Annotated in this window: 13 protein-coding genes; 2 read left to right on the top strand and 11 right to left on the bottom strand. The window is 72.8% G+C overall.

Annotation, left to right across the window (positions count from 1 at the left end; all coding sequences use genetic code 11):
* The first annotated feature begins 36 nt into the window (after positions 1-36).
* Positions 37-789, top strand: a complete 753-nt coding sequence (locus Q8791_RS14340) for an SDR family NAD(P)-dependent oxidoreductase (RefSeq protein ID WP_330092182.1) — start codon at positions 37-39, stop codon at positions 787-789.
* Between the two features lie 202 nt (positions 790-991).
* Here Q8791_RS14340 and Q8791_RS14335 read toward each other — a convergent pair whose 3' ends face one another.
* From Q8791_RS14335 to Q8791_RS14305, 7 genes are all read right to left on the bottom strand, one after another.
* On the bottom strand, positions 992-2,404 hold the full coding sequence (locus Q8791_RS14335) for an MFS transporter (protein ID WP_407941998.1): 1,413 nt from the start codon (positions 2,402-2,404) through the stop codon (positions 992-994).
* A complete protein-coding gene (locus Q8791_RS14330; RefSeq protein WP_330092181.1) occupies positions 2,401-3,405 on the bottom strand; it encodes an oxygenase MpaB family protein in 1,005 nt (334 codons plus the stop codon). The genes Q8791_RS14335 and Q8791_RS14330 overlap by 4 nt, the downstream gene beginning before the upstream one ends.
* Before the next feature lie 85 nt (positions 3,406-3,490).
* The gene (locus Q8791_RS14325; protein ID WP_330092180.1) at positions 3,491-4,558 is read right to left on the bottom strand and encodes an oxygenase MpaB family protein; all 1,068 of its coding nucleotides are present in this window, start codon (positions 4,556-4,558) and stop codon (positions 3,491-3,493) included.
* A 270-nt stretch (positions 4,559-4,828) separates the two neighbouring features.
* A complete protein-coding gene (locus tag Q8791_RS14320; RefSeq protein ID WP_330092179.1) occupies positions 4,829-5,410 on the bottom strand; it encodes a GTP-binding protein in 582 nt (193 codons plus the stop codon).
* Positions 5,391-5,885: a DUF742 domain-containing protein gene (locus Q8791_RS14315; protein ID WP_330092178.1), complete on the bottom strand. Its 495-nt coding sequence runs from the start codon at positions 5,883-5,885 to the stop codon at positions 5,391-5,393. The genes Q8791_RS14320 and Q8791_RS14315 overlap by 20 nt, the downstream gene beginning before the upstream one ends.
* 9 nt (positions 5,886-5,894) lie before the next feature.
* Positions 5,895-6,350: a roadblock/LC7 domain-containing protein gene (locus Q8791_RS14310; protein WP_330092177.1), complete on the bottom strand. Its 456-nt coding sequence runs from the start codon at positions 6,348-6,350 to the stop codon at positions 5,895-5,897.
* A 2-nt stretch (positions 6,351-6,352) separates the two neighbouring features.
* Positions 6,353-8,881 carry a sensor histidine kinase gene (locus Q8791_RS14305; RefSeq protein WP_330092176.1) on the bottom strand — a complete coding sequence of 843 codons (2,529 nt, stop codon included), beginning with the start codon at positions 8,879-8,881 and terminating at the stop codon, positions 6,353-6,355.
* A gap of 590 nt (positions 8,882-9,471) precedes the next feature.
* Here Q8791_RS14305 and Q8791_RS14300 point away from each other — a divergent pair.
* Positions 9,472-10,617 (top strand): antibiotic resistance protein VanZ, encoded by a 1,146-nt coding sequence (locus Q8791_RS14300; protein WP_330092175.1) that lies wholly within the window; start codon positions 9,472-9,474, stop codon positions 10,615-10,617.
* On the opposite strand, the gene Q8791_RS14295 is transcribed toward Q8791_RS14300, so the two are convergent.
* The 4 genes from Q8791_RS14295 to Q8791_RS14280 are packed head-to-tail and all read right to left on the bottom strand — an operon-like array spanning position 10,614 to position 14,594.
* Positions 10,614-11,009 carry a DUF3592 domain-containing protein gene (locus tag Q8791_RS14295; RefSeq protein WP_330092174.1) on the bottom strand — a complete coding sequence of 132 codons (396 nt, stop codon included), beginning with the start codon at positions 11,007-11,009 and terminating at the stop codon, positions 10,614-10,616. The genes Q8791_RS14300 and Q8791_RS14295 overlap by 4 nt on opposite strands.
* 12 nt (positions 11,010-11,021) lie before the next feature.
* The gene (locus Q8791_RS14290; protein ID WP_407941997.1) at positions 11,022-11,654 is read right to left on the bottom strand and encodes a TetR/AcrR family transcriptional regulator; all 633 of its coding nucleotides are present in this window, start codon (positions 11,652-11,654) and stop codon (positions 11,022-11,024) included.
* Between the two features lie 47 nt (positions 11,655-11,701).
* Positions 11,702-13,783 (bottom strand): YhgE/Pip domain-containing protein, encoded by a 2,082-nt coding sequence (locus tag Q8791_RS14285; protein ID WP_330092172.1) that lies wholly within the window; start codon positions 13,781-13,783, stop codon positions 11,702-11,704.
* 16 nt (positions 13,784-13,799) lie between these two features.
* Positions 13,800-14,594: an ATP-binding cassette domain-containing protein gene (locus Q8791_RS14280; protein ID WP_330092171.1), complete on the bottom strand. Its 795-nt coding sequence runs from the start codon at positions 14,592-14,594 to the stop codon at positions 13,800-13,802.
* Positions 14,595-14,832 lie beyond the last annotated feature (238 nt).

Below are 14,832 nucleotides of genomic sequence, written 5' to 3'. Positions count from 1 at the left end.
GCACACCACGACACCCCACACGACCGGAGGAACCCCATGCGCGACTCGGTGGGAAGGGCACGGACCGTGCTGCTGCTCGGCGGACGCAGCGAGATCGGCCTCGCCATCGTCGAACGGCTGGTCCGCGACGGCGCCCGGGAGGTGGTGCTGGCCGCGCGCGGAGGGGTGGAGACCCCGCCGGGCGTGCTCGCGGCGCTCGGGGCCTCCGTGCACTCGGTGGAGTTCGACGCCGCGCAGCCCGACGCCCACACCGGCACGGTCGCCGGGGCGGTCGGCCTGGTCGGCGACCTGGACGTGGTCGTGGACGCGTTCGGCGTGCTCGGCGACCAGGCGGCGTACGAGGCCGACCCCGCCTCCGCCGCCCGCGCCGCCGCCGTGAACTACACCGGGCACGTCTCCGCCGGGCTGGCCGTCGCGGCACGGCTGCGCGAACAGGGCCACGGCGTCCTGGTGGTGCTCTCCTCCGTGGCGGGGGTGCGGGTCCGCCGCTTCAACTTCGTGTACGGGTCGGCCAAGGCCGGACTGGACGGCTTCGCCCAGGGGCTCGCCGACTCCCTGCACGGGTCCGGGGCGCGGGTACTGGTGGTGCGGCCGGGCTACGTGCCCACACGGATGTCCGCCCACGTGGCCCCCGCGCCGTTCCCGGCCACCCCTGGCCAGGTGGCGGAGGCGGTGGCGTCCGGGCTGCGCTCGGGGGCGACCACCGTGTGGGCGCCGCGCGTGCTCCGGCCGCTCTTCACGGGGATGCGGCTGATGCCCCGCGCGCTGTGGCGGCGCCTGGGGCGCTGAGCCCGGCGGCGCGCACGGGGTGCGTCGCGATCCGGGCCGGACCCGGTGCACGCCGGGCCGGCGGCGCGGCTGCGCGCGATGGGCGACCGGGGCCTCCTGAACGTCCCGGGCACGGTGGCGGCTCCCGGGACGCAGGGCCGGTGCGGCGGCGCCCTCCGGGGCGCGGAGGGAAGGCTCGCCGGGCGCGCCCGCTCCCGGCGGTCTACACGCCGGAGGCGCCCTCCCTGCCGGCCCCGGGCTCCGGAGCCGACCGGGAGCCGTCGGCGGTCAGCCGGTAGAACGCCAGGGGCACCAGGCAGCACAGCATCACCACGGCGGGCACCAGCGTGCTGCCGATCAGCATGCCGCGCAGGGCCTCGTCGCTCTGCCGGACGGTCTCGCCCGCTCCCGACTCCACGTAGCCGCTGACCGCCAGCGACAGCGACAGCAGACCGGTCCCGACCGCCTGCGCCATCGCCTCGCCGGACGTCCACACGCCCGACAGCACGCCGCTCTGGCGCTGCCCCGAGCCGTGCGTGTCCGCCATGCAGTCGGCCAGCATCGACCACGGCAGCAGTGTCGTTCCGGACAGGCCCACGCCCACCAGCACGGACGAGAACACCGCTCCGGGGAACCCCCAGACCGGGATCAGCAGCAGGCCCAGGCCGCCCAGGGCGAACACCGCCGCCGCGCACCCGGCCGCGCGGCGCTTGTCCACGCGCACGGACCACCGCTTCCACAGCGGGGCCGACGCGATCAGCGGCACCAGCACGCACACCATGAGGACGCTCGTGTAACCCGGCTCGCCCATGACGTTGGCCGTCACGTACGGCACCCCGGCGACCATGGTTCCACCGGCCGTCGCCATCAGCAGGTTGGCGGGGAACAGCACACGGAAGTGCCGGTGCGCGAACGCCACCCGCAGTTGGACGAGGAGGCCCTCGGTGCGGTGCGGGAAGACCGGCCGCGGGGCCCTCCGGGTGCCGATCACGGCACCGAGCATCGACACCAGCACCACGGCGCCCATGACCAGGCCCATGAGCCGGTACCCGGCCGCCTCGTCACCGGGGGCGGACTGGATGACCGGCGCCAGCGCACCGCCGAGCATCAGGGCCAGCCCCACGAACGCGGTCCGCCAGGTGTTGAACGTGGACCGCTCGTGGTAGTCGGAGGTGATCTCCCCGGGGAGGGCGGCGTGCGGGACCTGGAACACGGACGACGCCAGGGCGGCGGCCACGAACACGACCGCCACGTACAGGGCGGCGGCGTTCCCCTCCAGGGGCGGGCCGACGAACATGGCTCCGAACAGGGCGGGCAGGGTCAGCGCACCCGCCAGCATCCAGGGGCGGCGCGGTCCCCACGAGGAGCGGGTCCTGTCCGACCAGATGCCGATGTACGGGCTGACCAGGAGGTCGACCAGCTTGGGCAGGAGGATCACCGGGCCCGCCAGGGCGGGACTCACCGCGAGCGTGTCGGTCAGGTAGATCAGGAGCAGCAGACCCGGCACCGTGTTGAAGATGCCGGTGGCCACGGCGCCGCTGCCGTACCAGGCGTGCACCGAGCGTGGCAGCGCCCCGGCCGGACCGGGGGTCCCGGGGGCGGCTCCGTCGCGGGCGGGGTCGACGGCCGTGGTCACGCGCGTCCGTCCGCGGACGCCTCGACCGGGGCCCCGTCGGGCGCGCCCTTCGAGGACCCGGCGGCCTCCGCCCCGTCACCGGACGCTCCGGCATCCCCGCCGTACAGGTCGGCGTGGCCGACCGGGTCCACGTCGTGCGCCACCGGGCACCCCGCCGGGAACGTGCCGATGCGGTTGACGTCGTAGCCCTCGGGGTAGCTGCGGATGTTCGGGTTGTTGTCCGCCCACAGCGGCTCCTCGCGCGGCTTCATGCGGCGCACGACCTTGGCGCGCAGCCTCAGCGCCGTGTCGGCCGTCCTGCGCCAGGCCCTGCTGGGCGGCTCGTACCGGAAGGTCTCGATGAGCGACTCGTCCAGGATCGCCATGGAGAACTTGCGTGCCAGCCCGGCCACGCGCGGCGGGTAGAAGGTCACCATGAGGTCGAGGGTGGAGTCGGAGACGGCGCGTCCGCCCTCGGTGTAGGCGAAGTGCTCGCGCTCGTAGGCGTCGAGGAGGTCCCGGAACTGCTCGTAGGTCTCGGGGATGTCCTTGATCCCCATGTACTTGCCGAGCCTGCGGTAGTAGTGCGTGATCGCGGCGATCTCGTGTTCGGACAGCGTGCGCCAGCCGTAGCCGTAGTCGTTGAGCCAGCGGACGGGCATGACGACGAACGTGCTGAGCACGTACCGGTAGTCGTCGTTGCTGATGTCGTAGGAGCGGTGCATCTGGTTCATCCGGCGCAGGGAGTCGCGTCCCTGTCCCGGCTCGAACCCGTGCCGCATCATGCTGCCGAGGATGAGGGCGGTGTCGTCGTAGCGCTTCTGGGTGCTGCCGGTGAACTCGTCCGTCCTGCCGAGCAGCCCGCCGATGCTGGGGACGGCGTAGGTGCGGTACAGGGCGATCCCCAGGGCGCGGCCCATGTCCCACGGGAACTCGTGGGAGTTGAGGATCTGCATGATGCGCACGCAGTCGGCCTCGGCGTCCAGACGGTGGATCTCGTCGCGGAAGTCGAAACGTTTCATGGGAGGTTCCTTCGGGAGGGGGCGGGGGTGCGGGTGGCGTGCCCGGGGAGGCGCGCGGCGGCGTGCGGGGGCACGCCGGGAGGGGTTACGGCTCGGTCGTCCCCGTGGTCTCGGGGGCCGCGGCGGTGTCGGTCGATCCGGGAGCCCCGGGAGCCCCGGGACCGTCCGCGGCCTCCCCGGCGCCGTGGGTCCCCGCGGTTCCGGCGGCGGAACCCCGCGGGGCGACGGCCTGGCCGGGCGCCGGGACGCGGGCGCCGGTGGGCACGACGTCCCGGGTGAGCATGTCGTGCGGGACCGGGCACCCCTGCGGGAAGGTGCCGATCCGGGAGGGCTCGTAGCCCGCGGGGTAGCTGCGGATGTTCGCGCTCTGGCGTGCCCAGCGCGGCTTCTCGCGCGGAGGCATCAGCCGTACGGCGCGGGCCCGCAGCTTCAGCGCGCCGACGCTCAGCCTCCGCCACGCGGCGGACGGCTCCGGGTAGCCGAAGGCCTTGATCAGCCGCTCGTCCAGGAGGGCCTTGGTGAAGGGGCGCACCAGCGGGCGCTGCCAGGCCGGGTAGAAGTCCACCATGAGGTCGAGGGTGGAGTCGGAGACGGCGCGTCCGCCCTCGGTGTAGGCGAAGTGCTCGCGCTCGTAGGCGTCGAGGAGGTCCCGGAACTGCTCGTAGGTCTCGGGGATGTCCTTGATCCCCATGTGCTTGCCGAGCTTGCGGTAGTAGTTGGTGCTGGCGGCGATCTCGTGGTCGGTCAGCCTGCGCCAGCCGTAGCCGTAGTCGTTGAGCCAGCGGACGGGCATGACGACGAACGTGCTGAGCACGTACCGGTAGTCGTCGTTGCTGATGTCGTAGGAGCGGTGCATCTGGTTCATCCGGCGCAGCGCGTCCCGCCCGCGCCCCGGCTCGAACCCGTGCTCCAGGATGTCGTTGAGGAGGAGGGCGGTGTCGTCGTAGCGGTGCTGGGTGCGCTCCGTGAACTCGCGGGTGTGCGCGAGGAGCTCGCCGATGCTGGGGACGGCGTAGGTCCGGTAGAGGGCCAGCCCCAGGGCCTGCTCGATGTCCCACGGGAACTCGTGGGTGCCCAGGATGCGAACGATGCGCTCGCAGTCGGCCTCGGCGTCCAGGGCCTGGATCGTGTCGCGCCACTCGAACCGCTTCATGGAGTACTCCAGTCGCCTTCGTGCGGGCCCGCCCGAGACGGGTCCATGGTCTGCGGGTGTGCAACGCCCGGCGGCGTTCCACGGGGCGCACTTTACCTGGAGGGCCCGCGTGTACACCGGTTCCCGTGCTCCCCGAACCGAACCGGCACCCGAACCGTGTCCGGAACGTTCCCCGATCCGCACCGCGCACGGACCCCCGGCCGGACACACGGAAGGGGCGGAGGGCACCAGCCCCCGCCCCCGTCCGTGCGCACGTCCCGCTGCCGAGCCTCAGGCGGCCATCTGCTCGGCGACCCTGTTGACCAGCGTCAACAGCACCTGCTTGGACGACTCCCGCTCCCGGGCGTCGCACAGCACCACCGGGATCGCCGGGTCGAGGCTCAGCGCGTCGCGGACCTCGCCGGGCTCGTAGGCGTGGGCGTCGTCGAAGCAGTTCACCGCCACCACGAACGGCACGCCGCGCCTCTCGAAGAAGTCCACCGCCGCGAAGCACGTCTCCAGACGGCGGGTGTCGGCGATGACGACGGCGCCCAGCGCGCCCTCCGACAGCTCCTCCCACATGAACCAGAAGCGCTCCTGGCCCGGGGTGCCGAACAGGTACAGCACCAGGGCGGAGCTGATGGTGATGCGCCCGAAGTCCAGGGCCACGGTGGTGGTCGTCTTGGACTCCACCCCGGACAGGTCGTCGACCCCGTAACTGGCCTCGGTCATCACCTCTTCGGTGCTCAGCGGGGCGATCTCGCTGACGGATCCGACCAGGGTGGTCTTACCGGCGCCGAACCCTCCCGCCACCAGGATCTTCAGGGCCGAGGGGACGATCGTCTGCGTGTCGTCAGAGTCGCTGGATGCCATCGAGAACCGCCTGGAGTACGTCCCGGCTCACCGGGCTCTTAGCTGTGTAGGGGGCACGGGCCAACGCGAGGCCGCGGTTGAGGAGGTCGCTCAGCAGCACCTTCACCACGGCCACCGGGATGTCCAGGTGGGCGGACACCTCGGCGACCGACTGCGGTCGGCGGCACAGCTCCAGGATGCGGAGCTGTTCCGGCTCCAGAGCCATCTCGTCGACCTCGGCCCGCTTGGCCGCGATCACCACGCTGATCATGTCCAGCCGCACCGTGTCCGCGTGCTCGCGGCCCTGCGCGATCACGTACGGGCGGACGAGCGGTCCGGCGTCCTGCTGACCGGCCGGACCGGGGGCCGCAGGCGCGTCGGACGCCCCGGGTGCCCCGGGTGTCCCGGGCGAACTCCCGCCGTACCCGCCGACCGCGTCGCGGCTCGGCAGGCCGTGCGGTGTCCCGCCGTGCGGGAACTCGTTGTGCGCTTGCATGACCGTCCCCTATCGCGTGGGTTCCCCTGAGGCGTCCTCGTGTCTGGGAGCGGCGTCCAGGTACCGGCCCACCTGCCCGACCAGAACGTTCATCTCGTAGGCGATCAGCCCGACGTCGGCGCTCTCGTCGGCGAGCACCGCCAGGCAAGCCCCGCGCCCGGCGCCCGTGACGAACAGGTAGGCGCTCTCCATCTCGACCACGGTCTGGAGGACCTCGCCGCCGCCGAAGTGGCGGCCGGTGCCGCGCGCCAGGCTCTGGAACGCGGACGCCACCGCGGACAGGTGCTCGGCGTCCTCCTTGACCAGCTCGTGGGAGCGTCCGATCAGGAGGCCGTCGGCGGACAGAACGATCGCGTGCCGGGATCCGACCGCGCGGTCCAGCAGCTCGTCGAGCAGCCAGTCGATGTCCTTCTTGGCCGCGCCGTTTCCGCTGTCGCGCGCGGCGCCTTCGGGAGTACTCGTCACGGTTAGGAGTCCTTGTCGGTGTCGTTGGTCTGCTGCTTGCCTTCGCGCCGTCCGCGGTCGGTCCCCTGCTGGAACGCGGACATGTTCCGGCGCAGGCGCGCCAGGCGCTCCCCGTTGTCGGGGGCCCCTCCCGCGGGGGCGCCGGAGACGGGGCCGGTCCGGCTGTCGGGCTCGGGGTCGGTCGCCAGCTGCGGCGCCAGGTTCTCCTGCGGGCGCCGCTTGGGCAGCGGGGGGCGACCTCCGTCGGCCTCGACCGCGCCGTCGGGCGCCTCTGCGGGGGCGGCGCCGGGAGCGGGGACCGCGCTGATGTTCTTCCTGCGGGTCGGAAGCGCGGGGCGCCCTCCGTCCGCGGGGGCGGAGCCGCTGTCGCCGAGGGGGCCCAGGAGGTCGTCCGGCATGCCGCTGCCCGAGCCCTCGGCCGACGTGTCCTCGACCGGCGTGGAGACCGAGGTCAGGACCGGCTTGGCGACGACGGGCGCGGACTCCAGTTCGCCGGGGACGCGGTCGATGATCTCCCGCACCTCCCAGACGTCCTCGCGGGCGGGCTCCGAGGACGGCAGCGGGGTCCGGTCACCGGAGATCAGCTCGTGCGGCAGCAGGACGATCGCCTGCACGCCCCCGTACGGCGACGGGCGCAGGTGCACCTTGATGCCGTGGCGGTGGGCCAGGTGCGAGACCACGAAGAGGCCGAGGCGCATCTTCTCGTTCAGGCGCATCACGTCGAACTCGGGCGGGCTGGCCAGGAGCGCGTTCGCCGAGGCGAACTCGCTCTCCGTCATGCCCAGGCCCCGGTCCTCGATCTCGATCGTCACGCCGTTGGGCACGTCGTCACTGCTCAGGCGCACCTGCGTGTGCGGCGGCGAGAACATGGCGGCGTTGTCGACCAACTCCGCGACCAGGTGGATGACGTCGGCGACGGCCGGGCCGTTGAGGTGGACGCGGGCGATCCGGTCGCGCTTGACGCGCGTGTAGTCACCGGACTCGGAGATGGCGCCGCGCAGCACGTCGATCAGCGGCATCGGACGGTGCCAGGTACGGCCCGGCGCCTCGCCGCCGAGGATCAGCAGGTTCTCGGCGTTGCGCCGCGAGCGAGTGGCCAGGTGGTCGAGCTTGAACAGCTGGGCCAGCTGGTCCGGGTCCTCCTGCTCGCGCTCCATCTTGTCCAGCAGGCGGAGCTGGCGGTGGACCAGCGTCTGGCTGCGGTGCGCGATGTTGAGGAACACGCGGTTGACGCCCTGGCGCAGCTCGGTCTGCTGCACCGCCTCGTCGATGGCGGCGCGCTGGGCGGCGTTGAACGCCTTGGCGACGTCGCCGATCTCGTCGTCGGTGGTGTGGAGCCCGGTGAGGGAGGTGTCGGTGTCCACCCGCTCGCCGTCGTGCAGGCGGCGCATGAGGTCGGGGAGACGGTTCTCGACGAGGTCGTTGGAGTCGTCGCGCAGGCGCAGCAGGCGCGCGGTGAGGACGCGAGAGGAGCGGCGGGCCAGCAGGAAGGCGGCCAGGATGACGGCGGCGACGCCGAGGCTGCCCCCGACGGCGAGCAGGACCGCCTGGTTGGCGGCGTCCCGGGTGACGGCGGCCGCGTGCATGGCCTCGTCGGCGCCCAGAGCGGTCAGCTCGGCCAGGACGTGGTCGTAGTCCGCCTGCCACGCGTCCTGGTCCACCGGCATGGAGAGGTCCTCGACCTCGCCGGGCACCAGGGTGATCGGGTCGGTGACCGTCTCCGTCGTGACCTGGCGGTCGATGATCTCCTGCTGCATGTCCAGGAGCCGCGCGTACTCGGGGCCCTCCAGCACCGCCCGGAGGCGCTCCTCCTGGCCCTCGCCCTCCAGGTAGTGGCCGTTGCCGTCCAGGAGGTTCCGGTAGGCGCCGACCAGTTCGGTGAACTCCCGCTGGTCGGCCGCGGTCAGCTCGTCGCCGGCGAAGGCGCGGGCGATCTGGGCGTCGGACCGCGCGAAGACGTCGACGGCCCGGAACATGTACACGGCCGTGAAGGAGGGGCTGGTCGCGTCGCCCGCCATCCCCCTGCGGGCCTGGCTGTCGAAGCTGTCGGCGCCGTGGAGGATGAGCTCGTTGTAGTAGTCGAGGACGTCCTCGCGGGAGGCCTCTCCGGAGTCGATCGCCTCGCGGAGGGCACCGATCTCCCCGTACTGCTCGTGCAGCATCCTGATGTGGTCGCCGCCCTCACCGGGGGCGAGGTCGGCGAAGCCGATCAGTTCCCCGATGACCACGCCCATGGTGCTGTCGGTGAGCTCCCGGGCCTCGGCGAGGTCGCCCGCGAGCTGTTCGCTCCCGGGGTTCTCGATGAAGGCGATCGACTGGGACCGCTCCTGCATGACGTCCACGAGGCCGACCGCGGAGGGGGTCACCAGGTCCTCGGTGGCCTGGGCGCGGATCAGCTGCATGACGGCGTCGCCGGTCAGGGCGAAGGTGAGGATCAGCCAGAGCGCGACCAGCGCGGTGGTGGGGATCATGACCATTGCGCGAATACGGGCGGTGATCGTCCGTCCGCGTCGCTTCGGTACTGCCTGCACGGTTCTCCTGTCGATCCGCGTCTTCGGTCTGGGGTTGCGGTGCGGGGCCGCGAAGAGCCGGGTGTCCTGGGGGCGGCACCTCTCGACCTGGCTGCGCGCGGCCTCCTGCCCCGCGGGGCGGCGTCCGTCGGGGGTTCTCGACGCGGGACGTACCGCAGGGTAACCACTAACGCGGCATTTCGGCGTTGGGGATCGTATCTCGCACGTGAAGCGCCGAAATATCCGGGTTGGTGAAGGCAGTCTGCCATGAAGGCAGCGATTGTCCACCCTTTGGCTTGAGGTGCTGGTGTCGCCTGCTGTGAATAAATGGTGACAATGGGACAAACGTCACATATGTCGGAGAGTGTGTGGGCACCCTGTTTCGCGTGACATCCCCGGGGGCCTCCCGGGGACCGGTGAGCGGGTCCCGGGAGGCCGCGCGAAGGAGCCCAAAGTCGTCGTTCGGTCCCCGCCCGGCAACGGAGCGTACTAGCGTTGCGGCCCGGAGTCGGGAACGGCCACGCGGGCGGGGAGCCCGGAGGCACCGGAACGCCGGAGCGACCGGGGACCGGGCGGTGGCGCCGGCGCGGCCGGAGGACAGGGGAAGCACCATGGGTCGACCGTTCGGCGGGGGACAGGCCGCCATCGATGTGGCGCTCGCCGTCGTACCGCTGCTGGTGGTCGTCGGCGCCGCGCTCTACCTGCGCGGGCAGCACCGGCGCTACGGGCGCCAGCACGGCTGGCCGGGAGCCCTCACCACCGCCGCCCTGGTCGCGGGGACGGCCCTGGCGGCCTACGCGGTCTGGCCGCTGCCCGCGTCCGTCGACGCACTGTGCACCGGGGGGCCGGGCCCGGACGGCGCCGCGGGCGCGTCGGCTGCGGCGCCCTTCGGCGGGGCGCACACGGCCGGGAACCTCGCCCTCGCGTTCGGGCTCTTCGTGCCGGTCGGCCTCCTGGCGCGCCACCGCTTCCGGCGGGGACCGGTCGTCACCCTCCTGATCGGGGCGGGGCTCGCCGCGTCCGTCGGCGCGGTGCGCGCGACCGGGGTCCTCGGTCTCTACCCGTGCGCGTACGCGCCCACCTCACCCTGGCTGGTCGGACTGGGCGTGGCGGGGGTCCTGGCGGGGTGGCTGACCGCCCGCCTGCTCCTGCCCCTGTGGCCCGGCGGCCTCGCCCGGGGGTGGCCCGTCGCGGTGCCCGACCGCGTCGCCCCCGACCTCAACCGGCGCATGGCGGGCACCCTGCTCGACCTCGGCCTGTGGTGGTTCGGGTCGGCCGCCCTGATCGCCCTGCTGAACGCCTACGGCCTCGTGGGCCCCGGTGCCGACGGACGCACCCGGGCGGCCGTGCTCCTCGGTGTGGCCTTCGTGGGCGCCGTCGTCCTGCCCCAGCTGCGGCGCGACCGCGCCACACCGGGCCCGGCCGCCCTCGGCCTGGGACTGGGCGGGCGCGGGCTCCCGAGTCCCGCCCCGCGCCGGAGGGTCCTCCTCCGCACCCTCCTGCTCCAGGCGCCGGTCGCCGTCCTCGTCACCCTGGGCCTGCCCTGGATCGCGCTCGCCGTGGCGGCGGTGCACGCCAGCAGTGCGCTGGTCCGCCCCGACGGGGCGGGAGTGGCCGACCTGCTGTGCGGGGTGCGCGTGCGCACCCGTTCCAGCCTGGACGGCGGCCTGCCCTCACGGCTGGTCCGCTACTCCGAGCCGCGCGAGGAGGCCCTGGCCGGGGCCGGGACGGCGCGGGGTCCCGGGGAGACGATCTAGCGCCACTCCAGGTAGCCGAGGAGGAGGCCGGTGCACGCCAGGATCACGCCCAGCCCGCCGAACAGCCCCCGCACCCAGTGGCTCAACCACGGTGCGGAGACGATGCGCGCCCGGGCGGGTTCGTCCGGATCGTAGGCCACAGTGACGATCTCCCCGGCGCGTGAGGCCGTCCAGCCGGTGTTCTCGTGCTCGGCGTGCACCTCCTGGCCGTCCTCCGTGCGGAACTGCACGATCATGCGTGAGGCGGTCGAGGTCTCGTTGTAGCCGATCACCCGGCCCTTGGCGCGCATTCCGTAGCGGACCAGGCGCAGTTCGAGGCGCGTGTCGCGCGCCACGAGCCAGAGGATCACGACCCCTGCCACGAGGGGGAGCAGCGGGTACAGGTCGGCCATGGGGGCGTCCTCTCAGACGTTCTTCGGTGGGGACGCGGGTGTGCCGACCAGGCCGGCGGTCATGTGGGCCAGGGTCGCGTGGATCTCCTCGACCGGCCGTTCGGGCTGGAGCGTGCGCCAGTCCAGGGCCACGGTCACGACCATGCCGAACAGGGCGGACCCCGCGAGCCCCGTGTCCAGGCCCGGGTGGGGTGCACCCTCGGCGGCCAGCCGGTCCAGTTGGCCGGAGATCACCCCGATCGCCTCGGTGCGGATCTGGCGGACGGTGGCGTACCAGGCCTGGTTGGTACGCCAGGCCTCCGCCATGAGGAGCCGGGCGAGGGCCTCGTGCTCGCCGATGAACACCACCCCCGCGCGCAGGACCGCGGTGAGCCCCTCGCCGGGGGACGCGGAGGGGGGCACCGCGGCCTTCAGGGTGTCGGCGAGCCGCGTCACCCCCCACTCCATCAGCGCCGTGTACAACTCGCTCTTGCCGCCGAAGTTGTAGTAGACGGTGCCCTTGGCGACCCCGGCGCGCTCGGCGATCTCGTCCACGGTCGTGGCGCCGTACCCCTGTTCGGAGATCAGGTCGACCGCCGCCTCGAACAGGCGGCGCCGGGTCGCCTCTCGGCGACCGCTTCTCGGCCGTTCGGTGCTCGCGCTCATCCGGCCCATTCTGCCCGTGTCGGCGCTGGTTGCGCCACGTCGGGGCGTCACAGCTTGAGCGCGGGATGGAGGGAGGACATAGTCCACACCCGTTTCCGGTCCACCGCCAGCCACGTCAACAGCAGCGGAATCACCAGCCACAGGCCCATCACCCCGAAGGTCGTCCACACCAGCGTCATGTCCCCGCCCCCGAGCAGGATGCGCATCGCCGTCACGCCCCAGTGCAGCGGAAGGTAGGGGCCGATGGCCTGGAAGAACCCCGGGCTGGTCTCGATGGGGTACGTGCCGCCCGCCGACGTCAGCTGGAGGACCAGGAGGGCCAGGGCGATCACCCGGCCCGCGGCGCCGAACCGCACGTTGAGGTACTGCACCACGGCGGTGAACGCGGCCGAGGTCAGCACCAGGAACCCGATGACCAGAAGCCAGTTCCGGGCCTCCAGGCCCAGGAACAGGTGCAGCGAGCCCAGCATGACCGCCACCTGGCCCACGCCGAGCAGCAGCGGGACGACCCGGCCGGCGAGGGCGACCCGCCAGGAGGGCGCAGAGGACGCCAGTGCGCGGGAGGAGAGGGCGGGCAGCACCATGAACACCACCATCGCTCCCACCCACAGGGACAGCGGGACGAAGAACGGGGCGAACCCGGTCCCGTAGTTCGGGGACTCGTTGGAGATCTCGCTGTCGAGCCGGATCGGCTCGCTCATCGTCCCGGCCGCGTCGGTCCGGCCCCGGTCGGAGTAGGTGGGGATCTCGCCGGCGCCCTCGCCGAGCCCCTCGGCGAGCTCGCCGGAACCCGAGGCCAGCTCGCCCAGCCCTTCGTGCAGGTCGCCCGCGCCGCCGCTGAGCAGGCCGAGGCCGGAGTCCAGGTCCGAGGCGCCCTCCGAGGCGTCCGCCAGTCCGTCTCGTAGAGCGGCCGAGCCCGTGGCGAGTCCGGCCAGCCCCTCGTCCAGCTCGTCGGCCTTGTCGCGGGCCTCCTCTGCCCGGTCCACCATGTCGGGGAGGTCCTCGGAGAGCGCCGCCGCCTGTTCGCTCAGCGAGGCGGCCTCCTCGGCGGCCGACTCGATGCCGTCCCTGTTGTCGTCGATGTACCCGGCCACGGACAGCGCGGTGTCCATGGCCTCCTGGAGGTCGCGCAGCAGTGTGTACAGCTCGGGGTTCTCGGTCTCCAGCTCCGGGTTGTCCCGGAGGAAGGAGGCCAGTCTCGTGTCGACCTCGGTGAGCCCGGCGGTGTCGACGTCCTCGGGCAGCGCTTCCAGGGCCGTGGACAGGGCGCCGGTGACCTCGGCGGCCGTCTCGGCGCGCTCCTGGATCGCGGGGATGTCCTCCTCCAGCTGGGGGAGCCGCTCGTCGGCCAGTTCGTCCAGTTTCGCGACCTGGGCGGAGACCTCCTCCGACGCGGTGCCCGCGCCCTCGGCGAGGGACTGCGAGCCGGTGTGGAGCTCGTCCAGGCCACCGCTCAGCGACCCGGCCCCGGTGTGCGCGTCGTCGACACCCGTGGACAGCTCGCCGGCGCCCTCCTCCGCGCTGTCCGCGCCGCCGGACAGCTCGTCCGCGCCCTCGGCCGCGTCCTCCGTCTTCCCGTGGATCTGGTTGAAGCCGACGAAGATCTCGTCGAGGTAGTCGCTGATCGCCGACGCCGCCGCGGCGTCGCGGACCTCCTTGAAGGCGCTCCCCGCCAGTTGGCGCACGATGAAGCTGTTGGAGTCGTTGTAGTGCGCCTCCAACACGGCCTGGACCGGCGCCTCCCTCTCGCGGGAGGGCGAGGACAGGTCCTCGCTGAAGTGCGAGGGGATGGTGAGGGAGACGTAGTAGTCCCCGTCGGCGACGCCGCGCGCGGCCTCGTCCGCGTCGACGGCGTGCCAGTCGAGGTCCCCGCGGTCCAGGAGCGTGTCGGTGAGCTCGCCCCCGGCGTCCATCTCCCGGCCGTCCACCTCGACGGGCCGGTCCTCGTTGACGAGCGCCACCGGCAGGTGCTGCATCCTGCCGAACGGGTCCCAGAAGGACCACAGGTACATGCCGGAGTAGAGCAGGGGGATGAGCACGAGCGCGGCCAGGGCCGCCGTGGGCAGCGGTGAGCGCAGGAAGGAGCGCATGGTGAGCAGGCCGAGCCGGGGGACGGCGAAGGGCCGCATGCGCGGTCTGTGCCTCTTATGCCTGTTCACGGTCGGCACCGTCCCCCCGGTGGCCGAGGAGGTCGTCGACGCGGACGGCCCCCGGGCCGGCACCGTCACCGGCGCCGGTCGTGCCCCCGCCGTCCGCGGGGTCGTCGGATCCGTGGCCGGAGTGCCGGCGGATCGGGATCGGGCCCCGGGTGTCCTGCCCGGCGACGCCGTCCAGCGCGGCGGAGTCGGCGCAGGCGGCGACCACGGTGAGCCCCTCCGCGGACAGCCGGCCGAGGGTGAGCCACATGGCGGCCTGGTGTTCGCCGCTCAGCCCGCCGTCGACGTCGTCCACGGCCAGCAGACGCGGTTCGGCCAGCAGGGCCAGGGCGACCCCGAGGCGCCGCCGTTCGAGCATGGACAGGTCCTTGACCAGGGTCCGGCGGTCCAGGTCGCCCAGGTCGGCGGCCTCCATGGCCTCGTCGGCCAGCCCCCGCGCCGCGGGGCGCATCCGCAGGAGCAGCCCCTCGGAGAGGTGTTCGTGCACCCGGAGGCGGTCGTCGAGCGCGTTGACGTCGTCCATCAGTCCGAGGGAGCTGATCCGCCGGACCCTGCGGGCCCGGCGGGGCAGCACGTGGCCGTCCACGTGCACGGTTCCCTCCGACGGCCTCATCCTGCCGGTCAGGGTCAGGAGCAGCGCGCTGCGGCCACCGCCGGAGTCGGCCTGGAAGACCGTGAGCGTGCCCGGCAGGGCGACGAACCCGATCCCGGTGTAGACGGGACCCTCGCGTGTGGCGAGTGTGACGCCCTCGGCCTGGACACGAGCTCCGGTAGCCCGACGCATACCTGCGCCCCCTTCTTTTTGAACTGACCAGTCAGTGCAAATTCAGGTCCACGTTACTGCGACCCCGGCTCCCGTCCGGGCGTCCGGGACTGTGGGGTGTCGCACAGCGTCGCGGAGGGGCTTTCGCGTCGGGCGTGCGCGTGTTCCCGCGCCTCCGGAGTCTGGGTTGTGCGGATATTCGTAATTACGTAAAGTTGCAAAAACGAAGGGCGGTACGGATCCGCCCGGACGGAGGAAA

This window comes from Nocardiopsis codii (assembly GCF_036327455.1).
GTDB lineage: Bacteria > Actinomycetota > Actinomycetes > Streptosporangiales > Streptosporangiaceae > Nocardiopsis > Nocardiopsis codii.
This window is presented reverse-complemented; position numbering and strand designations above follow the sequence as displayed.